This window comes from Thermoactinospora rubra (assembly GCF_002093975.1).
GTDB lineage: Bacteria > Actinomycetota > Actinomycetes > Streptosporangiales > Streptosporangiaceae > Nonomuraea > Nonomuraea rubra_A.
The window spans coordinates 131,130-155,922 of sequence record NZ_MSZZ01000034.1; the positions used below are offsets into that span (position 1 = coordinate 131,130).

Below are 24,793 nucleotides of genomic sequence, written 5' to 3' on the forward strand. Positions count from 1 at the left end.
CCGCGCTCGGCGGGTGAGCCGGACATCCGGACATTCTCAAGACACGGCCTCAGGCGGCGGCCTTGGCCCGCAGCGCCACCGTGGCCTGCCGCGTGACGCCGTTGACGGTCACCGCCACCACGACCTGGCCTTCCCGCAGCGCGGTCAGCACGCCGGTCGCGGGATCCAGCCAGGCCGCGTGCCACGGCCTGATCCCGAGCCGGGAGCCGACGTGCAGCGCGGGCGAGCCGGACCAGCGGGCCGACACCGGGTAGGCGACGGGCACGGTGCGGGCGCCCTGCTGGAGCGAGGCGGCGACCTGGCCGGTGGAGCCGACCGCCAGCGAGGCGGGCGCGGTGAGGGTCAGCTCGTCGACGTGCGGGCGCACCTGGGCGCCGATCCAGGCCGGCGCGTCGAGGAACCAGTCGCGCCGCACCTTGGCCGCCTCCTGCTCGGAGACCGGGTCCACGCCCCACAGCGTCCACCCGGTGAACCCGCCCTCGCCCGGCGGCGTGGCGGGGTTCTTGCCGGAGTTGCCGTTGATCAGGTACGGCACCGCGTCCACCCGCGAGGCGTGGAAGGTGCCGACGTGGGCGCCGACGAACGCCGCGCCCTTCCCGGTGGTGCGCTGGAAGTCCGCCAGCCAGCCCTCGACCAGCGCGGCCTCCTTGCGGTCGCCCAGCTGGCTGCCCTTGCCGGGGGTGGGGTCGCGGGGCGGCACGTGGAACACCACGACGACCGACCCGATCTTCGGGTCCTCGGCGGCGGCGTCGAGCCGCTCGCGCAGCATGGCGATCTGGTCGAAGCCCCCGCCGCGCAGCGTCAGCCGGGAGGTGTCGAGCGTGACGAACCTGGTCCCCTTGTGGTCGAAGGAGGCCGCGGTGTCGCCGAAGACCGCCTTGAAGTTGTCGATCTTCCCGCCCATCACCTCGTGGTTGCCCGGGACGTAGCGGTAGGGCAGCTCGCCCTTGAGCTCCTCGTCCAGGATGCGTTTGGCCAGCGCGAAGTCCTCGGGACTGGCCTCGTCCACGAGATCGCCGTTGATGAGGAGGAAGTCGGGCCGGGCGGCCTTGATCTCCTGGAGCGTCCGGCGGGCGTTGCGGACCAGGTCGCTGTCGGGCTCCCGGGCCACGAACTGGGCGTCGGACATGGCCGCGAAGCGCCATTCGGCCTCCTCCACCGACGGCCGGATCACGGGGTCGGCGACCCTGGCGGCGGGCGGGGCCTGGACGGGCGGCGGCACCTTGGCCACCAGGCCGTCGACGACGATCTCGTTGGTGTACCTGGCGTCCGCCCTGGTCTCGGCGACGTAGAAGCGGCGCAGCCGCAGCGGGTAGGCCACGCCCGGCGGCACGGTGAACTCCACCTGGCGCCAGCCGGTCCAGGTCAGGTACGGCCCGCGCAGGATCTGCGACTGGCCGAGGGCGTCGTAGAACTCCAGGCTCGGCCACTCGCCCTTGCCGGTGGAGTGGATCCACAGGCCGAAGCTCTGGGGCTGGCCGGGGATGGTCAGCTGCTGCGGCGGGCTGGCGTAGGCCGCCCGCGTGGCGGTGGACTGGGTGAAGTCGTAGGACAGCTTCAGCCCGGTGCCGCTCTGGCCCGGCGCCGCGGCCAGCGAGCCGGTGGCGCGGGCGGCGGCGAAGGTCCACGAGGCGGCGTCCTCGAAGTCGGCGACCTTGGCCTCCACCGAGCCGACGGTGACCGGGACGGCGACGGAGGCCTTGCCGACGCGGGCGGTGATCAGTCCCGCGCCCGAGGCCTGCTTGGCCTTGACGGTGAAGAAGCCGTGCGCGGAGGGCGTCACCTCCAGCAGCGTCTCGTCGAACTCCAGCCGCACGTCGGCGGGCTCGATGGGGGCGGAGTTGCCGTTGCGGTCGTAGCCGACCACGCCGAAGGTGCCGCTGTGGCCCTGCCCGGTCAGGCTCACCCGGTCGCCGGTGGTGCCGAGGCGCTCCAGCGGCTGCAGCACGGTCAGCTTCAGCTCGCCCTTGGCCTGGCCGCGCGAGGCGGTGACGGTCGTCTGGCCGGGGACCAGCGCGTGGAAGACGCCCTTGGCGTCCATGACGCCGTGGACGGCGGGCGTGGCGCGCCACAGCGGGCTGCCGGCGGCGGGGCCGTAGGTCTCGTCGTAGCCGGCGGCGGTCAGCCGCCGCGTGAGGCCGGGGAAGACGCGGTCGGGGCGGCCGCCCGCGACGGGGCCCACGCCGGGCGCCTTGGCGGGGTCGCCGGCGGTCTCCAACCAGAAGCCCTTGAGCTTGCCGCTGCCCTCGGGGGCGTACAGGGCCAGGCCGTTGGGCACGGGACGCTCGGCGCCGTCGGAGGGGCCGTTCTCCACCTGCGGCGTCGCCGAGCCCGGCTCGCGGGCCAGGAGGGTGGAGGAGCCGCCGCCGTCGAGGTTGAGGGCGTTGTGCGCGCCGAGCTCGACCATCATCGCGGCCAGCTCGTTGTAGGTGACGCCCCGGCTGTCGGCCTGGCGGCCGTCGACGGTGAGCAGGTACATCTTGCGCCCGTCGGCCGAGAAGCCCACCGCGGTGCGCGGGTGGGCGGCGTTGTCGGTGGAGGTCTGCGCCACGCCGTCCTTGACCAGGACGTGGTTGCCGCCGACGGCGGTCTGGACGCCGCCCGGCTTGGGCTCGTACTTGACGTCGACGCGGACGCCGGCCTGGAGGGCGGCCAGCTTGTCGGCCGCGGCGTCGCGGCCGAGCAGGATCGTGGTGCCGGCGGGGATGGGGCCGGCGCCGGCGCTGTGCCGTACCGCGGCGACCACCCCGTCGCGCAGCTCCACCTCGGTCACCTTGGCGGCGCCCTGGACGGCGCGGGCGCGGGTGTACTCGCCCCACAGCGGGGTGAACAGGCCGACGCCGTCGGGCTGGACCATCTGGTTGAACTGGGTGAGCGGGATGGGCTGGCCGCCCTCGGGCGTGGCGGTGCCGTCGAAGCCCGCGGTGATCACGCTGCCGATCCCGTCGGGGCTGATGGCCACGGCCTTGTCCCAGCCCTGGACCGGCGACTGGACGAGCTCGCCGTCGCGCACGCCGATGCCGCGGGCGGCGCCCGACTGGTTGATGTCGAAGAAGTCGCCGTTGACGGCGGCCACCGCCTTGGCGCGGCCGGCCGGTCCCGACAGCGGTTCGGTCTTGGCGACGGCCCCGGGGAACAGGTAGCCGGCCTTGGCGCTGCCCAGGTCGGCCGTCAGGGCGTCGGCGCGCAGCCAGCCGGCGGCGTCGAAGCGGTCGAAGGAGGTCAGGGTGATGCCCGGGGCGACGGGCCGGGTCTTCCTGTCGGTCTCGAGGTGGCGCGGCGCGGGCGCGACGAGCAGCGTCGACGGCTCGTGCGCGGAGGACGCCTCGGGCGCGTCCTCCACGGGCGGCCCTAACGCGAGCGCGGCGACCAGAGCGATGGTGAGGGTCTGCACGACCGAACTCAACATCGGGATGGTTACAACTTTCAAGACCTGACGGTGTACTAAAAGAAAATTTCACCTTTGCGGCCACGGGCAGACGATCGAGATGGAGCCGTGGACGATCCCCACCTCCTGTACCGGGCCGCGCGCCGGGCCTGACCTTCGTGCCGCGGCTGGACCCGCTGCCGGAGCGCGGCGAGGTGGAGTTCGTCTCCTACGGCTCGGCAGGCCGGGACCTGGGCGAGGACTTCGACGTCACCCGGCCGCCGGCGAGGCACCTGTCGTCCCGGGCACGGCGTGCACGGCTGCCCCGGCGCCCGGCTGGCCCGCGAGCAGGCGCGCGTCACGCTGGAGGAGCTGACGCGCCGCCGGCCCGGGCCGCGTCTGGCACGGCCACAGGCGCCGATGACGGCGACCTTCCACCGCCGCGGCCCGGCGCGGCTGCGTCTGCGCTGGTGATGCCGGTGTAGAGCACCAGCGGCACCGCCAGCGCCACCGCCATCGACAGCACGGCGGTGCCGGAGTCGTTGACCAGCATGCCGACCACGCCGCTGACCAGCGTGCCGATCAAGCCGGCGCGGAGCATCGGCGCGCGGGCGAAGGCCTCCGGCACGGCGCCGGCGCTGACCTTGGCGGGCCGCAGGACGGCGAAGACGAGGAAGGCCAGCCCGGCGACGACGATGGGCATGAGGTTGGGCGAGAGCATCGTGCGCAGCATCGCGCCGAGCTTGCGCTCGATCAGCGGCCAGAACGTCCCGTCGAGCACCTGCCCCACGAACCGGCCCAGGTGGGTCTGGGAGCCGCCCACGTAGTCGAGGATCGCGAGGGCGCTCACCGTCACGCCGCCCAGCACGCAGAACAGGCCGAGCTTGACCACCGACACCCGCCGCCCGGCCACCAGCAGGGCGGTCACCGCGATGCCCGGCACGAACGCGATCACGCCGCCGAAATCGCTGCCGACGCCCGGCCAGCCGGCCAGCAGCATGGCCGCCACGCCCAGCGCGGCCACCAGCGCGACCGCCGCCCTCCTGCGCCCGGCGCGGACCAGCCCGTCGGCGGCCACCGCGGTGACCATGAGCACGGCCGTGGCCAGCAGGGCGAAGGGGATGTTGGCCAGGCCGTGGTAGCGCCCGCCCACCACGGCGGTGTAGCCCATGAGGCTGTTGAACTGCATCGTCGTGCCGGTCAGCAGGTCGGCCAGCAGCACGGCCCCGGTGACCCCGGCCACGACGGCGGGCGGGCCGAGCGGGTGCCGCCGCCACGGCCCGGCCAGCGCCGCCAGCAGGATCAGCGCCGCGCAGCCGAGCACGCCCGCCACCAGCGCCGTGACCGGCTGGCCTGCGTGGTTCCACGGCAGCAGGTTCACCAGGTACGTCGCGGCCGGGATGGAGGCCAGCCCGAGCCCGGCCGCGGCCACTCCCCTCCCCCGCCGGCCCCGCGACAGCAGCAGGAAGGTGACCAGGTAGAAGCCGACCTGCAGGACGGCGAAGCAGCTGAAGAAGATCCCGGTCAGGCCGCGCACGGTGGTGCCGGTCAGGTCGGAGCGGCGCAGCTGCGCCACCGCCTCCTCCAGCCCGGCCGCCCGGCCGGACGTCCACGGCACGCCGACCACCTGCTCGGGGATCGGGACGCCGAGCGCGGTAAGGACGGTGGGGGCGATGTCGGGCAGGATCACGATGTCCTCGCGGCGCGTGGAGCCGCTGCCCAGCAGGGCGCCCCTGGCCTCCTCGGCCCGCCACATCGCCACCCGCAGGTGCGGCACGCTGCCGTGGTCGCCCACGCCGGCCAGCAGCACCTGGGTGCCCTGCGGCAGCCTGGCCAGGATCTCGCCGACCTCGGCGTCGGCCGCCCGCACGGCCTGCCGGCGCCGGTCCGCGCCGAGCTGCTCGGGCTGCCGGGGCAGCCGGCCGTCCACCAGGTAGGGCTGGATCAGCTCGTCCACGTCCGCGGCGATGACCGGGCACCGGGCCCAGTCGGCGAGCCGGGCGGGCGCATCGGCGTAGAGGTCGACCCTGCCGGTCCTGTCGGCGAGGGCGAGGGCCGCTCCCCGGCCGATCGCCGCCGTGCACAGGCCCTTGTCGTGGAGGGCCGAGCCGAGCGTGCCGGCGTGGACGGCTTCGCCGTACCGGCGCAGGGTGTCGAAGCCGGGCACCACGGCGCCCTCCCCCGCGGGCACGGGCTCGGGCGGCAGCCCGCAGGTGCCGCCTACGGCCGCCCTGCGGCCGGCCGACACGGTCAGCCATGCGTCGTAGGGGCAGGTGACGGTGCCGACGGCCTTGACGGAGATCGAGCCGACCCCGCTGTCGGCCGCCATCCGCCACAGGTTCGGCGTCACGGCCGGGTCCAGGTCGTTCCAGTGCAGGCCGGGCACGCCGATCAGCGCGACGCGCTCGGCGGCCTGAGCGGAGGCCGCGGGTGGCGCCGTGACCCACAGGGCCGACATCACCAGCAGCAGCAGCGCCCACCTCACCGTCGGCCCCCATACGGTTCAGCCCAGCCCATGCCTGGGACGTGTTGACGCCGTGTTGACGACGTGACTGACATGGTCGCCCCGGGCGAGGCGATCCGGCGGCTTTCCGCGTCGCCGACCGGCGCCCGGCCGGCACCGCGCGAGCGACACCCTACCGGATCGTGGGTCGCCGCGTGTCTAACGTCTGGCGCTCGGGGAAGGGGCAGCGCAGACTGGAAGGACAGGCGACATCACGGCGCAGTGGAGCACTCCGTGGACACTCACGACCTCGATCACATGCCGGTTCTGTCCCGCGGCAAGCACCGCAACCCCAAGCGCGGGGCCTGCTTCATGGAGCTGGCCTCCTACCTGGCGGGAGAGCGGTGGAGCGATCACCCGGCCTGCACCCACCCCTTGCTGGCCGCCCTGGCCCGCCTCGTCAACGACAACATCTCCGACGCCCGGCGGGGCGAGCTGGTCACGATGGTGCCTTCGATCATCGGGCTGACCGGGGACGACCTGCGCATCGACGCGACGATCGCGCTGCGCTGCGCCACCACGGCGCTGCCGGTGGCGGCTTCCGAGCGGCAGCTCGCGCTGGCCGTGTCGGTGCTGGCGGCCGAGGAGATTTTCGCCCGGCTGGAGGGCAGGCCCGCGCGGCTGAGCGAGCCCAGCAGGCTGGCGCTGGAGCAGGTGCCGCTGGCCGCCGAGTACGCGCGCAAGTTCAGCCGGGCGGCGCGGATCACGGAGAAGGGCTTCCGGCGCTACGCCGCGCCGAACGCGGTGCAGTTGTCGGTGGTGGGCATCGCCCAGGCGTGCGTGTCCGACCCCGACTCGATGCTGCGCGACCTGCTGGCGGGCGCGATCGCCGACTGCGCGGCGCTGGTCAAGGCCCCGCCGGCGCGGCGGCCGGTCGCGGCGCGGGCCTGACACGTGCGTGGGCGGCCCCGGGGCCGCCCACGCACCCCGGCTTCCGGCGCGGTCGCGGGCCGTGAGGTCCGCGGGGTCCGCGCCGTCGCTCTCGCGGGAGGCCATGCATGAGACCAACCATCCGTCTGGGCCGGGTCGGCGGGATCGAGCTCGGGATGAACGCCTCGGTCCTGGTGATCGTGGCGATCCTGGTCTTCGGGCTGGCCTTCGGCCGCTTCCCGGCCGCCCACCCCGGCGCCTCGCCGGTCCTGTACCTGCTGGCCGGGCTCGTGGCCGCCGCGCTGTTCCTGGCCAGCCTGCTGGCCCACGAGCTGGCGCACGCGCTGGTGGCCAGGCGCGAGGGCGTGGAGGTGGCCGGCATCACGCTGTGGCTGCTCGGCGGCGTGGCCGAGCTGCGCGGGGAGGCCCGCACGCCCGGCGCCGACCTGCGGATCGCTGCGGTCGGCCCGCTCACCAGCCTCCTGTGCGGCCTGGTGTTCCTGCTGTTGTCGCTGCCGTTGCCGGGCCTGGCCGGCGCCACGCTGCTCTACCTGGCGGGCGTCAACGTCCTGCTCGCCGTCTTCAACCTGATTCCCGCCGCCCCGCTGGACGGCGGGCGGGTCCTGCGCGCCGCGCTGTGGGCCTGGCGCAAGGACCGGGCCTCGGCCGCCGTCACCGCCGCCAGGGCCGGGCGGGTCTTCGGTTACGCGCTCATCGCGCTGGGCTTCCTCCAGGTCGTCACCGGTCTGGGGTTCCAGGGGCTGTGGCTGGCCCTGATCGGCCTGTTCCTGGTCAACGCGGCCACGGCCGAGGAGGCGCAGGCCGTGGCCGGTTCGGCCCTCCACGGCCTGCGCGTCGGCGACGTGATGTCGGCCCCGGTGGTGACGGCCCACCCGGAGGAGAGCGTCTTCTCCTTCGTGGGCCGCGTCCTGCTGCACTCCCGCTTCTCCGCCTACCCGCTGGTCGACCACGACGGGCACCTGCGCGGGCTGGTGACGCTCAACCGGATCCGCGCCCTGGACCCCGGGCGGCACGCGACCACGCGCCTGGCCGACATCGCCTGCCCGCCGGACGAGTTGCCGCGCGCCCGCCCGGAGGAGCCTCTGGTCGACCTGCTGCCCCGCATGAACGGCTCGCCCGACGGCCGCGCCGTGGTCCTCGACGGGGAGGGGCGGCTGGTCGGCATCGTCACCCCCAGCGACATCAGCAGGGCGATCCAGACCAGCGACCTGCGCTCCTACGCCCAGCACGGCGCGGACCTGCACCGGCCGCCGGCTAACCCCGGCGCCGCCTCCTGAAGATCGCCCGTATCGTCAGCAGCAGCACCACGCTCACCAGCTGGCCGCCCACCACGATGCGGTTGACGTCCACGGCGGGCTTCCAGTGCACCTCGCCGTTCTTGATCACATATACCCCGGCGGGCTTGGCGGCCACCGCGTACCCGCCGCCCCCGCCCGGCTCGTCGATTCCCGCCTTCCCCGTCCCGCCGCCGCCGGCCTGCGCGACCCGGGCCACCGGGATGATCGTGACGCCGTCGTGGGTGACGGGCTGGCCGAAGACCCTGCCGACCGTGGCGGCGTCGGTGGTCTGCTCCAGCAGCTCCATGATGTTCATGGCACCAATGTGGCCGCACGCCCGGCTGGAAGTCCAGTTCAGCGGACTCGCGTCAGCACGATGAGCGCGCTGCGGTAGTCCGCGCCGCGCTCGGCCCACACCGGAACGGCCATGCCGTGGTCGGTGAGCGTGCGGCCGTGCCAGACGGTCCCGTCCTCGGCCGCGTAGCGGGCCTCGGGGTCGAGCCCGGCCAGGCGCAGCCGCCACGGCCCCTGCCGGTCCTCGGTGAAGGGGTTGTAGGCCAGCACCACGACCTGGTCGTCCAGGGTGTACTGCACGGCCGACGCCTCCAGGCCCGGCCTGCCGCCGAGCCGGTCCAGCCGCCCGTGCTGCACGGTCCGCCTGATCCGCTTGTAGGCGGCGATGTGCTCCCCGGCCTCGGCCAGCTCCTGCGGCGTCCATTCGCGCAGGTCCCCGCCCACGCCCAGGACCCCGGCCATGGCGACGTGGAAGCGGTAGCCCAGCGGCACCCGCCTGCCGGTGATCGGGTTGGGGCTGTCGGTCACCCAGCAGGACATGACCCGCGCCGGGTACAGCTGCGAGAAGCCGTCCTGGATGCGCTGCCGGTCGCGGGCGTCGGTGTTGTCGGAGGTCCACACCTGGTCGGTACGGCGCAGCACGCCGAAGTCCACGCGCCCGCCGCCGCCCGAGCACGACTCGATCCGCAGGGCGGGATGCCGGCGGCGCAGCTCGTCCATCACGGCGTAGACGCCCCTCGTGTGCCCGATCCACAGCCAGTCGCCCCGCTCGGCCCAGCCGGCCTGGCTGAAGCTGCGGTTCATGTCCCACTTGAGGTACTCCAGGCCGTGGTCGCCCACGAGGCCGTCCAGCCAGCCCAGCGCCCACTCGCGCACGTCGTCGCGGGCGAAGTTCAGCACGAGCTGGTTGCGTGCGGTGTCGCGGCGGCGGCCCGGGTAGTGCAGCACCCAGTCGGGATGCTCGCGGTACAGGTCGCTGTCGGGGTTGACCATCTCCGGCTCCACCCACAGCCCGGCCTTCATGCCCAGCTCGCGGACGGTGTCGAAGAGGCGGCCCATGCCGTGCGGGAAGCGCTCGGGGTTGGGCCACCAGTCGCCCAGGCCCCTGGTGTCGCCGGTGCGGGCGCCGAACCAGCCGTCGTCCACGACGAACAGCTCCACGCCCAGCTCGGCGGCGCGGCGCGCGAGGTCGAGCTGGCCCTCCTCGGTGACGTCGAACCAGGTGGCCTCCCAGGAGTTGTACAGGACCGGGCGCACCTCCTCCGGGTACGGCAGGACGTGGCGCAGAGCGTAGTCGTGCCAGGCGTGGCTGGCGCCGCCGTACCCGCCGTCGGACATCAGGCCCAGCGAGAGCGGCGTCTCCAGCGACTCGCCGGGCTCCAGCCGCCACGACAGGCCCTCGTGGCCGAAGCCCGTGGTGACCGCGAGGTCGCCTTCCGGGCGGCGCTGGGCGGTCAGCCGCCACGACCCGCTCCAGGCCAGGGCCACGCTCCACAGCCGGCCGTGGCGCTCGGCGGCCTCGCCGATCATGATCCACGGGTTGGCGGAGTGCGAGGTGGCGCCGGTGCGGCTGGTGAAGGTCGTCTCGCCCACCGGCAGGACGCCGCGCTGCGGCTGGGTCTCGCGGCCCCAGCCGCCGGCCACCGCCGAGTAGGCGTGGCCGGCCTGCTCGGGGACGAGCCAGCTGGCCGAGTCCAGGCGCCGCAGCTCCACCGGGCCCTTGGTCGCGGTGACGGTGGTGCGGCGCTCGATGACGTCGGTGTCGTCGTGGACGCGCAGGTGGAGGGTGACGCGCAGGCCGTACCCGGGGTCGTGGAGGGCGATGTCCAGCTCGCCGCCACGGACCTGGGCGGAGGCGAAGGCCAGCTCCACCGAGCGGACACCGCCCTCGTAGACCGCCTGCAGGGAGGGCACGCCCCACCGGCGGCCGCCGTCCACGGGCAGGGCCTCGGCCAGGTCGCCGTCGGCGGAGAAGACGGTCTCCATGCGCCAGGGGCGGGCGCGCGTCACCTCGGCCGCCGCCTCGTCGGGCAGGCGCGGGCCCCAGTACCACTGCACCACGCGGGCCTCCTCGCCCTGCTCGACGGACAGGACGTAGGTGGTGCGGGGCGTGTGGAGGGCCCAGGTGTGGTCACGGCCCTGGACGGCGACGACGGGCATGGCGGGGTCCCTTCGGGGGTGGGGGCGTGGCGCGCCGCCGTCCTCCGGAGGGCGCGAGGAGGACGACGGGCGGGGGTGTCAGACGGCGCGGCCGCGCAGGGCGCGGTAGCGGGCGACGAGGCGGGCCGTGGACGGGTCGGGGAAGGAGGCGACGGGCTCCTGCGAGGTCAGCGCGGGCGCCAGGTCGAGCGCCATCTTCTTGCCCAGCTCCACGCCCCACTGGTCGAACGAGTCGATCCCCCAGATCGTCCCCTCGACGAACACCACGTGCTCGTAGAGGGCCACCAGCTGCCCCAGCGTGCCGGGCGTCAGCTTGGGGGCCAGGATGGTGGAGGTCGGCCGGTTGCCGGGCATGACCTTGTGCGGCACGATCGCCTCGGGCGTGCCCTCGGCGGCGATCTCCTCGGCCGTCTTGCCGAACGCCAGCGCCGAGGTCTGCGCCAGCAGGTTCGCCGTCAGCAGGTCGTGCATCCCCGCCCGGTCCTCGAACGGCTCGGCGAAGCCGATGAAGTCGGCGGGGACCAGCCGCGTGCCCTGGTGCAGCAGCTGGTAGAAGGCGTGCTGCCCGTTGGTGCCGGGCTCGCCCCAGAAGATCTCCCCGGTCGGCGCCGTCACCGGCGTGCCGTCGGCCTTGACCGACTTGCCGTTGGACTCCATCGTCAGCTGCTGCAGGTAGGCGGGGAAGCGGTGCAGGCGCTGGCTGTAGGGCAGGACGGCCCGCGTCTCGGCCCCGAAGAAGTCGGCGTACCAGATGCCCAGCAGCCCCATCAGGACCGGCATGTTGGCCTCGAAGGGGGCGGTGCGGAAGTGCTCGTCGACGGCGTGGAACCCGGCGAGCATCTCGCGGAAGCGCTCGGGCCCGACGGCGATTATCAGCGACAGGCCGATGGCGGCGTCGTAGGAGTAGCGCCCGCCGACCCAGTCCCAGAACTCGAACATGTTGGCCGTGTCGATGCCGAACTCGGCGACCTTGCCGGCGTTGGTGGACACGGCCACGAAGTGCTTGGCGACGGCCTGCTCGCCGAGCGCGCCGACGAGCCAGTCCCTGGCCACGCGGGCGTTGGTGAGGGTCTCCAGCGTGGTGAACGTCTTGGAGCTGATCACGAACAGCGTCGTGGCCGGGTCCAGGTCGCGCAGCGTGCCGAGGATGTCGGCCGGGTCGATGTTGGACACGAACCGCGCGCCGATCCCGGCGTCGGCGTAGTCGCGCAGCGCCTCGTAGGCCATGGCCGGGCCCAGGTCGGAGCCGCCGATGCCGATGTTCACCACGGTCGAGATCGGCTGCCCGGTCTGGCCGCGCCACTGCTTCTCACGCACCCGCGTGGCGAAGTCGCTCATCTTGTCCAGTACGGCGTGCACGTCGGCGACCACGTCCTGCCCGTCCACAACCAGCCGGGCCTCGCGCGGCAGCCGCAGCGCCACGTGGAGCACCGCCCGGTCCTCGCTGACGTTGATGTGCTCGCCGGCGAACATCGCCTCGATCCGCTCGCGCAGCCCGGCGCGCTCGGCGAGCGCCACCAGCAGGCGCACGGTCTCGTCGGTGACGCGGTGCTTGGAGTAGTCCAGGTACAGCTCGCCCGCGGTGAGGCTCATCCGTTCGGCGCGCCCGGGGTCCTCGGCGAACAGCTCGCGCAGGTGGCGTCCCGCGATGTCCTCGTAATGCTTGTTCAGTGCCGCCCACTCGGGGGTCTGCGTCATGTCGGCCACGATTCCTCCATATCCCCTATCGCCTTACCCAACGGGTAGGCCACCGTCACTCTGCCACGCCGGGCCCGTGAAGATCGCCCGCTGGGTGACACGGGTCACGAAGTCTCCGCAAGAGGATTGGCTCGCCCCTGTGGGGGAATGGCAGCGGCTTTGAACGTCGACAGGGAGGAGGAGCCGCCGTGCTCACCCTGACACCGAACGCCGCCCAGGCCATCCGCGACCTGACCGCCGGCTCGCCGCAGCCCGGCAACAGCGGCATCCGCATCTCGGCCAACACCCAGGACGCCGCCTCGCTGGTGCTGTCCATCGCCGACGGGCCCGAGCCCGCCGACCAGGTCGTCGAGCATGAAGGGGCGCGCGTCTACCTCGACCAGACGGCCGCGGCCGTCCTGGAGGACAAGCAGCTGGACGCCGGCTCCGACGCCCGGGGCTCCGTGTCCTTCACGCTGAGCGAGCAGTGAGCCCTGTCATGTGACTCGGGGGTGACCCGGAGAGCCTCGTGCCGGCCGGTACGGCTCCCGCCGTGCCGGCCGGCACAGGGCGGCACGAGGGGCGGTAACGCCCGGAATTTCCCGGCATGACAGGACAGACGCGGTAGTTTCGCCACATGCGCACCCTCCTGCGCTGCCTGGCCGGATTAGGGGTGCTGGCGCTCGCGCCGGTGCTCGGGCTGGCCACGCTCGCCGGCACGACCTCGCTGACCGGCGATCCGGCCTTCTTCACCGTCGCCGGGCTGGCCGTCTTCGGCGCGATCTGCCTGCTGGGCCTGTTGCTGTGCCTGCCGCGCCCCTCCCGCCCGCTCCCGCGCGGCCTGCGGGCGCTGGCCGTGCTGGGCGCCGCGGGCCTGGTCGTCTGGAAGGCCACGGCCGCGACCCTCCCCCCCGCCGCACCGGCGGGTCCCCTGCCCGAGGTCCCGGGCCAGCGGGAGTGGGTGCTGCCGACCGGCTCGCGCCTGGCCTACCTGCGCCACGCGCCCGACGCCGGCCCGCGCCCGGAGCCGGTCATCGTCCTGCACGGGCGGCCGGACCTCGCGGGCGACTCCGCCGTCTTCGGGGTCCTGCGCCGGGACCGTCACGTCGTCTACCTGTACGACCGGCTCGGCACCGGCCGCTCGGCGCGGCTGGCCGACCCGCGCGGCTACGGCCTGGAGCGCGACGTGGCCGACCTGGAGGCGGTACGGCAGGCGATCGGCGCCCCGCGCGTGGTGCTCGTCGGGCACTCGGCCGGCGCCCAACTCGCCGCCGCTTATATCGCGAAATATCCGGATCGTGTGGTGAAGGCGGTGTTCTCCTCACCCACCGGGCTGCGCACGCCCCCGGCCACGGCCGCCCTGTCCCGGCTCGACGCCCGCCGCCTGACCGTCTCCGCCCTTCACCCGCGCTCGCTGGTCATCGAGACGCTGGCCAGGACCGACGCCGCGGCCCTGCGCTCCTTCGCCGGCGACGCCGAGCTGGACGCCCGCCAGGACGCCTGGAACCGCCTGGCCTGGCCCACCCTCCACTGCCCGGGCGCGACCGTGCGGGTGGCCCCGGGCGCGGGCGGCCTGGCGACGCTCCTGCGCCGCCCCACCCCCGGCTGGGTCGCCTCCGGCCTCGCGCGCACGCCCGTGCCCGCGCTGATCATCCGCGGCGCGTGCGACCCGCTGACCGCGGCCGCCGACGAGTACCGCGCCGCCCTGCCCCACGCCACGGTGGCCGAGCTGCCCCGCGCCGGGCACGACAGCTACCGGGACCAGCGGGAGCCGTACCTGAAGGTCCTGCGCGCCTTCCTGGACCGCTGAGCCCGGACCGTCAAGCGCTACGTCGCGGTCGCGACGAAGGCGGTCAGCGTGGTGAGCTCCTCGCGGCGGACCGAGCCGAAGCTCTCGCCCAGCGCCCGCTCGATCCTCGCCAGCTTGTCCTCCGGCAGCCGCAGCCGCCTGTCCAGCCGCGACGGGCGCGTCCCGCCGTGCCAGGCGATCACCGCCAGCCCTCCGGGCCGCAGCACCCGCCGCAGCTCCCGCACCCCGGCCTCCAGGTCCGGCCACAGCGGGGCGTTGTTGACCGACACCACGCGGTCGAAGCTGCCGGGCGGGTAGCCGGTGTCCTCCGCGGTGCCGACCTTGAGCTCCACGCGCTCGTCGGCCTGCCGCATGGCCATGGCCCGCATGTCCGGCGAGGGGTCCACGCCGCAGATCCGCCCGGCTCCGGTGCCCCTCAGCAGCCTGACCAGCCCGCCTGGGCCGTACCCGACCTCCAGCACCTCCTGCCCGGGCTCCACCCGCAGCAGGCGCAGGACCTCCTCCTGACGGTTGGTCCACAGCATCACGCGCCCCATGAGCCGCCCCAAAGGGCCGTGCGGGAGCGCCGCCTGCGAACGTATGGGCCGGTCGACGGCCCACGATGTGATCTCCATGCCTTCCAGCAAAGCGGTTCAAGCCGACTTGAAGTCAAATGGAGGAATGGAACGGCTTCCCATCGGCGAGGCGGCCCGGCGGCTCGGCCTGGCCCCCTCGACCCTGCGCTACTACGACGAGAGGGGCCTGGTGCGCCCGGCGGGCCGGGTCGGCGGCAGGCGGGTGTACGGCAGGCAGGAGCTGCGGCGCCTGGCCTTCCTCCAGATCGCCCAGCGGCTGGGCATCCCCCTCCAGGCCGCCGGCGAGGTGCTCGACGCGCCCGGCGAGCGGTGGCGCAAGGGGCTGGAGGAGCAGATCGCCGCGCTCGACGAGCTCATCGCCCGCGCCCGCGGCGCCCGTGACTTCCTGGTCCACGCCCGGGACTGCCCGGCCGAGCATCCGGCCCGCGAGTGCCCGGTGATGGTCGGGCTGCTGGACCGCATGGTCGACGGCACGCCGTTCGAGCAGATCGCCGCCGAGCATCACCCCTCGTAGGGGTGCAGCCGGGGCCACCAGCCGGGCACCTGCGAGCGGTACCTGTCGTAGTCGGCCCCGAAGCGCCTGCGCAGGGCCGGCTCCTCGTACCAGTGGACGAACGCCCACACCGGCACGAACAGCACCAGCATGTAGACCAGGACGGACGCCTGCCCCAGCAGCAGGGCCTGGCCGAGCAGCGCGGCGAAGACGGACACGTACATCGGGTTGCGGACGTGACGGTACGCCCCGCCGACGACGAGCCGCTCGGGCGGCGCGACCGGCACCGGCGTGCCCAGCCCCTCGGCCGCGAAGCGCACGAAGGCGTCGACCAGCCCGGCCAGGCCCGCCAGCAGCAGCACCGCGCCCGTCACGCGCGCCGGGATCATCACCCACGCGGGCAGCGGGTCGAGCACCTCCCAGCGCGTCAGCAGCCACGGCACCAGCCCCGCCACGGTGCCCGGTCCCGCCAGGAAGAAGACCGCCGACCCGAGGGCGGCCACCGGCTTCCGCATAAATTCATCATGTAATGAATTAAGGTGACGGTCAATGCTCGCCACCCGGTTCGACGCCCGGTTTGGGAGGCAGGCGGCTGGGCAGCGGACGCCAATGCGAGTAGTCGTCATCGGCGCCACCGGCAACGTCGGCACCAGCGTGGTGTCCGCGCTGGCGGCCGACCCCGGCGTCACCTCGATCCTGGGGCTGGCCCGCCGCACGCCCGACTGGCACCCCGACAAGACAACCTGGCGGACCCTCGACGTCGCCACCGGCGACCCGGCCCCGCACCTGGAGGGCGCGGACGCGGTCGTGCACCTGGCCTGGCTGTTCCAGCCGACCCGCGACCCGCTGACGACCTGGCGGGCGAACGTGCTCGGCAGCCTGCGCGTCTTCGCGGCGGTGGCCAAGGCCCGCGTGCCCGTGCTGGTGTACGCCTCCTCCGTGGGCGCGTACTCCCCCGGCCCCAAGGACCGGCCCGTCACCGAGGACTGGCCCACCCACGGCTGGCCGAAGGCCGCCTACGGGCGCGAGAAGGCGTACGTGGAGCGCGCGCTGGACACCTTCGAGCGCGACAACCCCGGTGTCCGCGTGGTACGGCTGCGCCCCGGCTTCGTGTTCAAGCGCGAGTCGGCCACCGAGCAGCGGCGGCTGTTCGCCGGGCCGTTCGTGCCCGAGCGCCTGGTGCGTCCCGGCCTGATCCCGGTGGTCCCCGACCACCCCCGGCTGCGGCTGCAGGCCCTGCACGCCGACGACATGGGCCAGGCGTACCGGCTGGCCGTCACCAAGGAGGTCTCCGGGGCCTTCAACGTCGCCGCCGACCCGGTCATCGAGCCCCGCACCCTGGCCGAGCTGCTGGGCGCGCGCCTGGTGCCGGTGCCGGGCTGGATGCTGCACGGCGCCGCCGCGGCGGCCTGGCGGCTGCACCTGGTGCCCGCCTCACCGGACCTGGTCGACATGGTACTCAACCTGCCGATCATGGACACCACCCGCGCGCACACCGAGCTGGGCTGGACGCCCGCCTACACGGCCGTCGAGGCGGTCCAGGAACTGCTGGAGGGCATGCGCTCGGCCGAGGACATGCAGACCCCGCCGCTGTCGGCCCGCACCAGCGGCCCGGCCAGGATCCGCGAGTTCCTGACCGGCGTCGGCCGGCGGCCCTGAGCCACCCCGGGAGCGGACTCATGCGCATCGAGGCAGTCCGGACGGTCCTTCCCGAGCACCGCTACGAGCAGGGCCGGATCACCGAGGCGGTCGCCGAGTGGACCGACGCCGACGCCGAGCAGCTGCGCCGCTTCCACGCCGCGACGCGGGTGCGCGGCCGGCACCTGGCACTGCCGCTGGAGGAGTACGGCAGGCTGGACGACTTCGGCGAGGCCAACGACGCCTACGTCACCGCGGCGCTCGACCTGGGCGAGAAGGCCATCCGGGCCGCGCTGGAGGAGGCCGGCCTCGCCCCGCAGGAGGTCGACCACTTCGTGTTCTGCTCCTCCACCGGCGTGGCCACGCCGTCCCTGGACGCCCGCCTCGCCCAGCGCGTCGGCCTGCGCGAGGACGTCAAGCGCGTGCCGATCTTCGGGCTGGGCTGCGCCGCGGGCGCGGCCGGGCTCGCCAGGCTCCACGACTACCTGCGCGGCTGGCCCGATCAGGCGGGCCTGCTGCTGTGCGTGGAGCTGTGCTCGCTGACCATGCAGCGTGACGACACCTCGATCGCGAACGTCGTGGCCAGCGGCCTGTTCGGCGACGGCGCCGCCGCGGTCGCGGCCCTCGGCGACCGGCGGACCGGCGCGGGCCGGGGACCGCGGGTCGTGGCCACCCGCAGCCGCCTGTACCCGGGCACCGAGCGCCTCATGGGCTGGGACGTGGGCGGGTCCGGCTTCCGCATCGTGCTGGCCGCCGACCTGGTCGACCAGGTGGCCGCCACCCTGGCCGACGACGTCAAGGGCTTCCTGTCCGACCACGGCCTGGCCCCCGAGCAGGTGACCTCGTGGGTGTGCCATCCAGGCGGCCCCAAGGTCATCGACACCATCGCCGACTCGCTCGACCTGCGCCACGGCGAGCTGGACCTGACCTGGCAGTCGCTGCAGCAGGTGGGCAACCTGTCGTCGGTGTCGGTCCTGAACGTGCTGGAGGAGCACCTCGCCCGGCGCCGGCCCGCCCCCGGCGAGCCGGCGCTGCTGCTCGCGCTGGGCCCCGGCTTCTCCGCCGAGCTGGTGCTGATGGCCTGGTGAGCGCCTACGCCCTGCTCATCGCGCTCGTGGCCGCCGAACGGGGGGCCGAGCTGGTGCTGTCGCGCCGCCACCTGGCCTGGGCGCGGAGCCTGGGCGGCCGGGAGTACGGCAGGGGGCACTACCCGTGGATGGTGCTGGCCCACGCCGGGCTGCTGGTCGCCGCCCCGCTGGAGGTCTGGCTGCTGGGCCGGCCGTTCCTGCCCGCCCTCGGCTGGAGCATGCTCGCGGTCGTCGTGCTCGCCCAGGCCCTGCGCTGGTGGTGCATCGCCACGCTGGGCCGCCAGTGGAACACCCGCGTGGTCGTCGTCCCCGGGCTGCCGCTGGTGCACCGGGGACCGTACCGGTGGCTGCGGCACCCCAACTACGTGGCGGTGGTCGCGGAGGGCATCGCGCTGCCCCTGGTGCACACGGCGTGGCTGACGGCGCTCGTGTTCAACGTGGCCAACGCGGTGCTGCTGACGGTGCGGATCAGGGTGGAGAACGCCGCCCTGGAGACCACGGGAGACCCCGCATGAAGGCCGCCGTATGAGAGCCGCCGCATGAAAGCCGTCGTCCTGTCGGACACCCACGCGCCGCGCCGCTGGCGCTCCTGCCCGCCCCGCGTGGCCGCGCACCTGCGCGACGCGGACGTGATCCTGCACGCGGGCGACGTGTGCGTGCCGTCGGTGCCGGCGGAGCTGGCCGCCTACGCGCCGGTCCACGTGGTCAGGGGCAACAACGACGAGCCTGATCTCGACGCCCCCGAGACGCTGGAGCTGGAGCTGGAGGGGCTGCGGGTCGGGATGATCCACGACAGCGGGCCGGCCCGAGGGCGGCTCGCGCGGATGCGCCGCCGCTTCCCCCGGGCCGGGCTCGTGGTGTTCGGCCACTCGCACATCCCGCTGGACGAGAGCGGCGACGGCCTGCGGATCTTCAACCCCGGCTCGCCGACCGACCGGCGGCGCCAGCCGTACGGGACGATCGGCGTGCTGACCATCGAGCACGGCCGGCTCGTCGAGGCGGCGATCGTCCCGGTCACCGACCCGGCCCGATAGATCCGGTAGATCCGGCCCAGTGGACCCGGCCCGCTGGACGCGGCCCGCCGCTACGGGGCCGATACGGGCTAGTACGGGCGGCCCATGCCCTCGCCGGGCAGGTAGCCGCCGTCGTCGGCGTCGGTGCGGCCCGAACCGGCGTCCGGGTCGTCCTCGTCGGAGGGCACCCAGTCCACGTCGGCCGAGACGTGCTCCCCGGCTCCCGTGGCACCGGCCGTGCCCGGCCGGGAGGCGCCGGTGACCGCCGTGCCCTCCTCCACGATCTCGCCGTGGCGGTCCTCGTCCACGGGGCCGCGGACCCGGAACCCCGGATCGCCGCCCTCGCCCTGCGTCTCGCGCCGGGCCTCGCGGTCCTGCGGCGGCGTCGGGTGCGGGCTCGGACCGGCCGCGTCGGCGTGGTCGATCTCGTCGGTCCTGGCCGCCACGGCCTTCTCGTCCGACCCGGCCGTCGCGGGAACCTCGTCGTCGCGGCCCGTGACGTTGCCCATGGGGCGGGCGTAGCCGCTCTTGGGCTCGGCGTCGTCGCCGGCCCGCTGGCCGGGCCCGAGGTTCGAGCCGCGGATGGACGCGGGCCCGACGTCGCCGCCCATGTTGTGCAGGCCGGCGTCGAAGGTCGTGCCCCTGTCCCGCTCGCGGCGCTCCTCGCGCTCCTGGTCCGAGCGGTCCTGTTCACTGGTCACGGGTTGCTCCTCTTCCGGCTCGCTACTCGGGCTCGACCCGCATGGCGGACTCCTCGGCGGAGTAGCCGCCGGCGTCCGGCCCGACCTCCCGGGCGACCTCGTCCGGCTCGGTGTCGGCGCGTCCGCCCTCGTCCGGCGCGACCAGCCGGCCGGCCGGTCGAGGCTCCCCCCAGACCTGCCCGGAGGGCTCCTCCGGCTGGGCCGGCCAGTCCTGGCCGACGCCGGCGTCCGGCTCCCGCTCGGTGTCGAGGTCGGAGCCGACGCCCAGGCCGCCGGTCTCGGTCAGCGGCGGCTCCTCCGGCTCCTCCAAGGCCTGCTCGGGCATGCCGCCCGGCTCCTCCCCGCCCCCGAAGACCGGCTGCTCCTCCGGCTCCTCACGGTCCAGGCGGCTGTTGAGCGGCTCGCCCTGGATCTGCTCGTCGACCGTGGTCCCGTAGTCGTCGACCGCCGTCGGCTCGTCGGCCGGCAGCGGCGCCTCCTGCGGGTCGACGGCCCACTGCTGCTGCGGCGTGCCGTCCTGCAGGTCGGGGATCCCCTCGTCCTCGAATCGGGAGCGCGGATCGTGCTCCGGTCTGTTCTCGCTCATCACGGCTTCCCTCCTCTCCCCGCGTCCGCTGCCCCCTTCGTCTGGGGGATAACGCCCGGCCGTGGCGTCAGCTCCGCCTGGGGGTGGCGCGCAGGCCGAAATAGACGTACGGCGTGCCGTTCCCGAGCGTGAAGAAGACCACGCGATGCCAGACCGGATCGCCCTCGCGCCTGGCCAGGGCGTGGCCCTCGTCCTCGAAGACCAGGTCGAAGGCCATGGGCGAGGCGAGGTCGGTCAGCGGGCCGGTGTTCTCCACCGTCATGCGGGTGCCTGACAGCGTGATGCGCACCCCGGTGCGCTCGTAGACGCCGTCGTGGCGGCCGCCGGCGGGGAACGGCTCGGCGGGCGGGCGCGGGGCGGCGGGCGGGCGCACCCCGGCCAGGCGCGGGAACAGCTCCTCTGCCAGCTCCTGGAAGAACGCGCGGGTGTTGCCGCCGTTGGCCAGGACGGCGACGGTCGTGCCGGTGTCGGGCAGCACCCACAGCATCGCCGCCTGCCCGACGGTGTTGCCGCCGTGCGTCCAGACCGCCCTGCCGTCCCAGGTGTCCAGGATCCAGCCCAGCCCCCAGTGGGTGCCGAGGGTCCGCTCCGGCAGCTCCACGTGCGGGCGGGCCATCTCCTCGACGCTGGAGCGCCGCAGCAGCGTGCCCTCCAGGAAGGAGCGGCCGAAGCGCACCACGTCGGCGGCCGTCGAGCAGATCAGCCCGGCCGGGCCGACCGAGCGCATGAGCCCCCACCGCGGCGAGGGCTCGGGCGTCCGGCCCGGCTCGCCGAGGTGCCCCAGGGCCGCGCGGAAGCGGATCACGTCCTCGGCCAGCGTCCAGGTGTGGGTGAGCCCCAGGGGCTCGACGACCTGCTCGCGCAGCGCGGCGTCCCACGCCCGGCCGGTGACGACCTCCACGATGCGCCCGGCGACGACGAAGCCGGCGTTGCAGTAGGAGTGGGCCGCGCCGGGCGGATGCGTGGCGGCCAGGTCCCCGGCGTCCTCGACGTAGCGCGCCAGGCAGTCGTCGCCGCGGCCGGTGTCGTGGAAGAAGTCGCCGTCGATGCCGCTGGTGTGGGTGAGCAGGTGGCGGATCGTCACGCCCCTGCCGATCGAGGGGAGGATCTGCGCCACGGGGGCGTCCAGGTCGAGCCTGCCCTGCTCGGCCAGGAGCATGATCTGGACGGTGGTCCAGACCTTGGTGATGGAGCCGATCTGGAACAGCGTGTCGGGGGTGGTCTCGACGCCGGTGCCGAGGTTGAGCACGCCGGTGACCTCCTGGTGGAGCCGCCCGTCGTGCCAGTAGGCCAGGGAGGCTCCCGGCACCTGGAATCGTTTGCTGAGGTCTGCCAGCGCGATCGTCATGATCGGCACCCTAGGGCCGGCGGCCGCATTCCGGGGGATGCCCGGCGAAATAGTGTTATGTTGCCGCCCATACCCGGGAAGCGGGCAGGTGGCATGGCATTCGAAGATCGCCTCGCCGAGGCGTTCATGGGGCACCGGCGCCGGTACACCAGCCATCAGGTGGCCGAGATGGCCGGGGTGCCGGTCTACCGGGCGCGGCGGTACTGGCGCGCGCTCGGTTTCGCCAACGTGGCCGACGACGCGGTGGAGTTCACCGACGCCGACGTGGCGGCGTTGAAGACCATGCTGGCGCTGGTCAGCGAGGGCGTCTACGACGAGGAGCACGTGCTGCTCATGGCCAGGTCCCTGGGCAGGGCCACCGCCCGGCTCGCCGAGTCCCAGGCCGAGCTCGGCGCCGAGATGCTCGACCAGGCCGGGGTGCCGATCGCCCGGCGGCCCGCCGCGTGGGCCAGACGGGCCCGGCGCGTCGTCCCCGACCTCGAACAGCTGATGGTCTACGCCTGGCGCCGCAACCTGGCCGCCTCCGCCGGGCGGCTCGTGGACCAGGACACGCATGCCGTACGGCAGGCGATCGGGTTCGCCGACCTGGTGGGCTTCACCCGGCTCAGCCGCCAGCTCACCGAGACCGAGCTGGCACGGCTGGTGGAGCGGTTCGAGGGCAGGTCCGCCGACGTGGTGACCTCCGGCGGCGGCCGCGTGGTCAAGACGCTGGGCGACTCGGTGCTGTTCTGCGCCGACAAGGCGCACGACGCGGCCGAGATCGGGCTGCGGCTGGTGGAGACCCACCGGCGCGTCAAGGGCATGCCCGACCTGCGGGTGGGGCTGGCCATCGGGCCCGTGATCGCGCGCATGGGCGACGTGTTCGGCACAACGGTGAACCTGGCCAGCCGCCTGACCGCGCTGGCCCACCCGGGCACGATCCTGGCCGATCCGGCGATGGCCGAGGAGCTGGCCGGCGACGAGGCCTTCCAGGTGCGGGCGGTCGACCGCCTGACCGTGCGGGGGCTGGGCGAGCTGGCACCCTTCACCGTGCAAAGATCATCGCCGTAGGGTGGGGCGCATGACGATCAGCGACGATCTCGCGAAGATCGCGGAGCGGTACTTCGACCGGAAGATGGCAGCCGAGCCGTTCACCGCGACCATCTACGGCGTCCCCGGCTACGACGACCAGGTGGGCGACCCGAGCCGGGAGGGCGACCGGCGGCGCGCCGCCGAGCTGGAGGAGACCGGGCGGGAGCTGGCCGCCCTCGACCCGGCGGAGCTGATCGGCCAGGACCGCGTCACCCACTCGATGCTCACCCGCCTGGCCGGGGACGAGCGGGCGATGCTGGAGGCCGCCCTGGCGGAGGTCGGGGTGACGGCCGGGATCGCCGGCGTGCACACGACCGTCCTGAGCCTGATGCCCTCCACCCCGCTGACCACGCCGGAGCGCGCCGCCGACTACCTGACCCGCCTGCGCGCGCTGGAGGGCTACTTCGACGCGGCGCTGGAGCGGTACCGCCAGGCCGGGCGCGACGGCCGCCACCAGGTGGCCCGCCTCGTGCGCCAGGCGATCGCCCAGCTCGACGGCTACCTGGCCAGTGACGTGGACGCCGACCCGCTGCTGCAGCCCGCCCCCGACGACGCCTGGCGCGCCGAGGCGGCCGAGATCGTCGCCGGCCGGGTGCGGCCCGCCCTGGCCCGCTGGCGTACGGCTTTCGCCGAGGAACTGCTGCCCGCCGCCCGCGACGACGACCACGTCGGCATCCGCCACGTCCCCGGCGGCGCGGCGGGCTACCAGGCGGCGATCCGGCACTACACCACCACGGACCTCACCGCCGAGGAGATCCACCGGATCGGCCTGGACGTGCTGGCCCGGCTGCGGGAGGAGTTCGCCGAGATCGGCGGACGGGCGCTGGGCGTGTCCGACCCCGGCGAGGTGATGCGGCGGCTGCGGGAGGACCCGTCGCTGCGGTTCGAGAGCGCCGATCAGATCGTCGCCAGCGCCACCGAGGCGCTCGCCCGCGCCGAGGCCGCGCTGGGCGACTGGTTCCCGCCCTACGACATCGCCCCGTGCGAGGTCAGGGAGATCCCCGCGCTGGCCGCCAAGGACTCGGTGCTGGCCTACTACACCCCGCCCGCCGCCGACGGCTCCCGACCGGGCATCCACTGGATCAACACCTACGACCCGGCCTCGCGCGCCCGCTACGAGTACGAGGCGCTCGCCTTCCACGAGAGCGTGCCCGGCCACCACCTGCAGCTGGCGGTCGGCCAGAGGCTGCACGGCCTGCCCGCCTTCCGCCGCTTCGGCCACGTCACCGCCTACGGCGAGGGCTGGGGCCTGTACACCGAGCGCCTGGCCGACGAGATGGGCCTGTACAGCGGCGACCTGGAGCGCCTGGGCATGCTGTCGTTCGACGCCTGGCGGGCCTGCCGCCTGGTGGTGGACACCGGCATGCACCACCTGGGCTGGCCGCGGTCGCGGGCGGTGGAGTTCATGCTGGCCAACAGCGCGCTGTCGGAGACGAACGTGGTCAACGAGATCGACCGCTACATCGCCTGGCCCGGGCAGGCGCTCGCCTACATGATCGGCCGCCTGCGCATCCTGGCGCTGCGCGAGCAGGCCGCCGCCGCGCTGGGCCCCCGTTTCGACATCCGGACGTTCCACGACAAGGTGCTGTCCAACGGGTCCGTCCCGCTGGACACGCTGGAGGAGATCATCACGGAGTGGACGGCCGCGCCCTGACACACAGGAAGGGGCCTTCGACGAGGGCGGTGGCCGTGTAGCCGTTCTCGGTCAGGGCCCCGGTCACCTTCCCGGCGATCTCCTCGGTACGGCCCGGCGGCTCGTAGCAGATCGACAGCGCGCCGCCGGGTGCGAGGAGCTCCCGGATCCTGTCCAGCTCGCGGGCGGGTGACCGTACCCAGAAGAGGTTGACGTTGACGGCCAGGATCTTGTCGTAGCGCTCGTCGGTGACGTAGTCCTCGAGCGCGGCGACGTGGAAGGCGGCCCTGGGGGAAGTGACCCGTTTGCGGGCCCGGTCGATCTGCGTGGCGGACCGGTCGATGGCGGTGATCGTCCCGGTCTCGAGCCTGGCGGCGATGAGCTCGGCGGCCACCCCGCCGCCGCAGCCGACCTCCAGGACCCGGTCACCGGGCCGGACGTCGAGCCGGTCCACGGCCCATCGCAGGCGCTCGGGAACAGTCATGGAGACATCATCCCTCGCGGCGGCGGGCTCGGAGGACTACAGTGCGAGGACGGCCCGCGGCGGTGACGCCCGGTGGGCCTGACGAGTGCGGGCACTCCCGGTGATCGTTTGCCCCGGCCTGGGGGTGCCTGCGTCCCTGCCGACGCGCCCCTTGCAGGAGATGGGCGCCCCGTCGCGCCCATCT

22 protein-coding genes are annotated in these 24,793 nt (G+C 74.2%); 11 read left to right on the forward strand and 11 right to left on the reverse strand.

Features of this window, described 5'->3' with window-relative positions; genetic code table 11:
- Nucleotides 1–49: 49 nt before the first annotated feature.
- Both BSB02_RS28030 and BSB02_RS28035 read right to left on the reverse strand, forming a co-directional pair.
- The gene (locus BSB02_RS28030; RefSeq protein ID WP_240506691.1) at nucleotides 50–3,394 is read right to left on the reverse strand and encodes a phosphodiester glycosidase family protein; all 3,345 of its coding nucleotides are present in this window, start codon (nucleotides 3,392–3,394) and stop codon (nucleotides 50–52) included.
- Nucleotides 3,395–3,725: 331 nt separating this feature from the next.
- The gene (locus BSB02_RS28035) at nucleotides 3,726–5,852 is read right to left on the reverse strand and encodes an alkaline phosphatase family protein (RefSeq protein ID WP_084963547.1); all 2,127 of its coding nucleotides are present in this window, start codon (nucleotides 5,850–5,852) and stop codon (nucleotides 3,726–3,728) included.
- 252 nt (nucleotides 5,853–6,104) lie between these two features.
- Between BSB02_RS28035 and BSB02_RS28040 the strand changes: the two genes are divergently transcribed.
- The gene (locus BSB02_RS28040; RefSeq protein WP_240506692.1) at nucleotides 6,105–6,761 is read left to right on the forward strand and encodes a hypothetical protein; all 657 of its coding nucleotides are present in this window, start codon (nucleotides 6,105–6,107) and stop codon (nucleotides 6,759–6,761) included.
- A gap of 107 nt (nucleotides 6,762–6,868) precedes the next feature.
- Nucleotides 6,869–8,038 (forward strand): site-2 protease family protein, encoded by a 1,170-nt coding sequence (locus tag BSB02_RS28045; RefSeq protein ID WP_084963548.1) that lies wholly within the window; start codon nucleotides 6,869–6,871, stop codon nucleotides 8,036–8,038.
- Here the strand turns inward: BSB02_RS28045 and BSB02_RS28050 are convergent.
- The 3 genes from BSB02_RS28050 to pgi all read right to left on the reverse strand — a co-directional run bounded on the left by BSB02_RS28050 (nucleotide 8,016) and on the right by pgi (nucleotide 12,190).
- On the reverse strand, nucleotides 8,016–8,354 hold the full coding sequence (locus BSB02_RS28050) for a spore germination protein GerW family protein (RefSeq protein WP_084963549.1): 339 nt from the start codon (nucleotides 8,352–8,354) through the stop codon (nucleotides 8,016–8,018). The two genes, BSB02_RS28045 and BSB02_RS28050, sit on opposite strands and share 23 nt — an antisense overlap.
- A gap of 38 nt (nucleotides 8,355–8,392) precedes the next feature.
- The gene (locus BSB02_RS28055) at nucleotides 8,393–10,492 is read right to left on the reverse strand and encodes an alpha-galactosidase (RefSeq protein ID WP_084963550.1); all 2,100 of its coding nucleotides are present in this window, start codon (nucleotides 10,490–10,492) and stop codon (nucleotides 8,393–8,395) included.
- Between the two features lie 78 nt (nucleotides 10,493–10,570).
- Nucleotides 10,571–12,190 carry a glucose-6-phosphate isomerase gene (pgi, locus tag BSB02_RS28060; protein WP_084963601.1) on the reverse strand — a complete coding sequence of 540 codons (1,620 nt, stop codon included), beginning with the start codon at nucleotides 12,188–12,190 and terminating at the stop codon, nucleotides 10,571–10,573.
- 188 nt (nucleotides 12,191–12,378) lie between these two features.
- On the opposite strand from pgi, the gene BSB02_RS28065 reads away from it, so the two are divergent.
- Entirely contained in the window at nucleotides 12,379–12,660 is a 282-nt protein-coding gene (locus BSB02_RS28065; protein ID WP_084963551.1) for a HesB/IscA family protein, read from the forward strand.
- Nucleotides 12,661–12,806: 146 nt separating this feature from the next.
- Entirely contained in the window at nucleotides 12,807–13,979 is a 1,173-nt protein-coding gene (locus tag BSB02_RS28070) for an alpha/beta fold hydrolase (protein WP_084963552.1), read from the forward strand.
- 17 nt (nucleotides 13,980–13,996) lie between these two features.
- On the opposite strand, the gene BSB02_RS28075 is transcribed toward BSB02_RS28070, so the two are convergent.
- Nucleotides 13,997–14,593, reverse strand: coding sequence for a class I SAM-dependent methyltransferase (locus BSB02_RS28075; RefSeq protein WP_084963553.1), 597 nt, complete (start codon nucleotides 14,591–14,593; stop codon nucleotides 13,997–13,999).
- Between the two features lie 46 nt (nucleotides 14,594–14,639).
- Here BSB02_RS28075 and BSB02_RS28080 point away from each other — a divergent pair, with 46 nt between their 5' ends.
- Nucleotides 14,640–15,068: a MerR family transcriptional regulator gene (locus BSB02_RS28080; RefSeq protein WP_084963554.1), complete on the forward strand. Its 429-nt coding sequence runs from the start codon at nucleotides 14,640–14,642 to the stop codon at nucleotides 15,066–15,068.
- Here the strand turns inward: BSB02_RS28080 and BSB02_RS28085 are convergent.
- Nucleotides 15,056–15,562 carry a methyltransferase family protein gene (locus tag BSB02_RS28085; protein ID WP_084963555.1) on the reverse strand — a complete coding sequence of 169 codons (507 nt, stop codon included), beginning with the start codon at nucleotides 15,560–15,562 and terminating at the stop codon, nucleotides 15,056–15,058. The genes BSB02_RS28080 and BSB02_RS28085 overlap by 13 nt on opposite strands.
- A gap of 94 nt (nucleotides 15,563–15,656) precedes the next feature.
- Here BSB02_RS28085 and BSB02_RS28090 point away from each other — a divergent pair, with 94 nt between their 5' ends.
- Genes BSB02_RS28090 through BSB02_RS28105 form a run of 4 tightly spaced genes read left to right on the forward strand, consistent with a single transcriptional unit; the run spans nucleotide 15,657 to nucleotide 18,807 of the window.
- Nucleotides 15,657–16,706: an NAD-dependent epimerase/dehydratase family protein gene (locus BSB02_RS28090; RefSeq protein WP_084963556.1), complete on the forward strand. Its 1,050-nt coding sequence runs from the start codon at nucleotides 15,657–15,659 to the stop codon at nucleotides 16,704–16,706.
- Between the two features lie 20 nt (nucleotides 16,707–16,726).
- Nucleotides 16,727–17,773, forward strand: a complete 1,047-nt coding sequence (locus BSB02_RS28095; protein WP_084963557.1) for a type III polyketide synthase — start codon at nucleotides 16,727–16,729, stop codon at nucleotides 17,771–17,773.
- Nucleotides 17,770–18,288, forward strand: a complete 519-nt coding sequence (locus tag BSB02_RS28100; RefSeq protein ID WP_084963558.1) for an isoprenylcysteine carboxyl methyltransferase family protein — start codon at nucleotides 17,770–17,772, stop codon at nucleotides 18,286–18,288. The genes BSB02_RS28095 and BSB02_RS28100 overlap by 4 nt, the downstream gene beginning before the upstream one ends.
- 24 nt (nucleotides 18,289–18,312) lie before the next feature.
- Nucleotides 18,313–18,807 carry a metallophosphoesterase family protein gene (locus tag BSB02_RS28105; RefSeq protein WP_084963559.1) on the forward strand — a complete coding sequence of 165 codons (495 nt, stop codon included), beginning with the start codon at nucleotides 18,313–18,315 and terminating at the stop codon, nucleotides 18,805–18,807.
- A 68-nt stretch (nucleotides 18,808–18,875) separates the two neighbouring features.
- On the opposite strand, the gene BSB02_RS28110 is transcribed toward BSB02_RS28105, so the two are convergent.
- The 3 genes from BSB02_RS28110 to BSB02_RS28120 all read right to left on the reverse strand — a co-directional run bounded on the left by BSB02_RS28110 (nucleotide 18,876) and on the right by BSB02_RS28120 (nucleotide 21,421).
- Nucleotides 18,876–19,487 carry a hypothetical protein gene (locus BSB02_RS28110; protein ID WP_084963560.1) on the reverse strand — a complete coding sequence of 204 codons (612 nt, stop codon included), beginning with the start codon at nucleotides 19,485–19,487 and terminating at the stop codon, nucleotides 18,876–18,878.
- A 22-nt stretch (nucleotides 19,488–19,509) separates the two neighbouring features.
- Nucleotides 19,510–20,073 carry a DUF5709 domain-containing protein gene (locus tag BSB02_RS28115; protein WP_084963561.1) on the reverse strand — a complete coding sequence of 188 codons (564 nt, stop codon included), beginning with the start codon at nucleotides 20,071–20,073 and terminating at the stop codon, nucleotides 19,510–19,512.
- 67 nt (nucleotides 20,074–20,140) lie between these two features.
- Nucleotides 20,141–21,421, reverse strand: coding sequence for a serine hydrolase domain-containing protein (locus BSB02_RS28120; RefSeq protein ID WP_084963602.1), 1,281 nt, complete (start codon nucleotides 21,419–21,421; stop codon nucleotides 20,141–20,143).
- A gap of 93 nt (nucleotides 21,422–21,514) precedes the next feature.
- Here BSB02_RS28120 and BSB02_RS28125 point away from each other — a divergent pair, with 93 nt between their 5' ends.
- Nucleotides 21,515–22,471, forward strand: a complete 957-nt coding sequence (locus BSB02_RS28125; protein WP_084963562.1) for an adenylate/guanylate cyclase domain-containing protein — start codon at nucleotides 21,515–21,517, stop codon at nucleotides 22,469–22,471.
- Between the two features lie 10 nt (nucleotides 22,472–22,481).
- The gene (locus tag BSB02_RS28130; protein WP_084963563.1) at nucleotides 22,482–24,146 is read left to right on the forward strand and encodes a DUF885 domain-containing protein; all 1,665 of its coding nucleotides are present in this window, start codon (nucleotides 22,482–22,484) and stop codon (nucleotides 24,144–24,146) included.
- Here the strand turns inward: BSB02_RS28130 and BSB02_RS28135 are convergent.
- Nucleotides 24,121–24,609, reverse strand: coding sequence for a class I SAM-dependent methyltransferase (locus BSB02_RS28135; protein WP_084963564.1), 489 nt, complete (start codon nucleotides 24,607–24,609; stop codon nucleotides 24,121–24,123). The two genes, BSB02_RS28130 and BSB02_RS28135, sit on opposite strands and share 26 nt — an antisense overlap.
- Nucleotides 24,610–24,793: the final 184 nt, after the last annotated feature.

Excerpts from the sequence above, each read along its gene's own strand:
- BSB02_RS28045 (WP_084963548.1), top strand. The coding sequence starts at position 6,869 with ATGAGACCAACCATCCGTCTGGGCCGGGTCGGCGGGATCGAGCTCGGG.
- BSB02_RS28050 (WP_084963549.1), bottom strand. The coding sequence starts at position 8,354 with ATGAACATCATGGAGCTGCTGGAGCAGACCACCGACGCCGCCACGGTC.
- BSB02_RS28055 (WP_084963550.1), bottom strand. The coding sequence starts at position 10,492 with ATGCCCGTCGTCGCCGTCCAGGGCCGTGACCACACCTGGGCCCTCCAC.
- pgi (WP_084963601.1), bottom strand. The coding sequence starts at position 12,190 with ATGACGCAGACCCCCGAGTGGGCGGCACTGAACAAGCATTACGAGGAC.
- BSB02_RS28070 (WP_084963552.1), top strand. The coding sequence starts at position 12,807 with ATGCGCACCCTCCTGCGCTGCCTGGCCGGATTAGGGGTGCTGGCGCTC.
- BSB02_RS28075 (WP_084963553.1), bottom strand. The coding sequence starts at position 14,593 with ATGGAGATCACATCGTGGGCCGTCGACCGGCCCATACGTTCGCAGGCG.
- BSB02_RS28080 (WP_084963554.1), top strand. The coding sequence starts at position 14,640 with ATGGAACGGCTTCCCATCGGCGAGGCGGCCCGGCGGCTCGGCCTGGCC.
- BSB02_RS28085 (WP_084963555.1), bottom strand. The coding sequence starts at position 15,562 with ATGCGGAAGCCGGTGGCCGCCCTCGGGTCGGCGGTCTTCTTCCTGGCG.
- BSB02_RS28090 (WP_084963556.1), top strand. The coding sequence starts at position 15,657 with ATGCGAGTAGTCGTCATCGGCGCCACCGGCAACGTCGGCACCAGCGTG.
- BSB02_RS28095 (WP_084963557.1), top strand. The coding sequence starts at position 16,727 with ATGCGCATCGAGGCAGTCCGGACGGTCCTTCCCGAGCACCGCTACGAG.
- BSB02_RS28105 (WP_084963559.1), top strand. The coding sequence starts at position 18,313 with ATGAAAGCCGTCGTCCTGTCGGACACCCACGCGCCGCGCCGCTGGCGC.
- BSB02_RS28115 (WP_084963561.1), bottom strand. The coding sequence starts at position 20,073 with ATGAGCGAGAACAGACCGGAGCACGATCCGCGCTCCCGATTCGAGGAC.
- BSB02_RS28120 (WP_084963602.1), bottom strand. The coding sequence starts at position 21,421 with ATGACGATCGCGCTGGCAGACCTCAGCAAACGATTCCAGGTGCCGGGA.
- BSB02_RS28125 (WP_084963562.1), top strand. The coding sequence starts at position 21,515 with ATGGCATTCGAAGATCGCCTCGCCGAGGCGTTCATGGGGCACCGGCGC.
- BSB02_RS28130 (WP_084963563.1), top strand. The coding sequence starts at position 22,482 with ATGACGATCAGCGACGATCTCGCGAAGATCGCGGAGCGGTACTTCGAC.
- BSB02_RS28135 (WP_084963564.1), bottom strand. The coding sequence starts at position 24,609 with ATGACTGTTCCCGAGCGCCTGCGATGGGCCGTGGACCGGCTCGACGTC.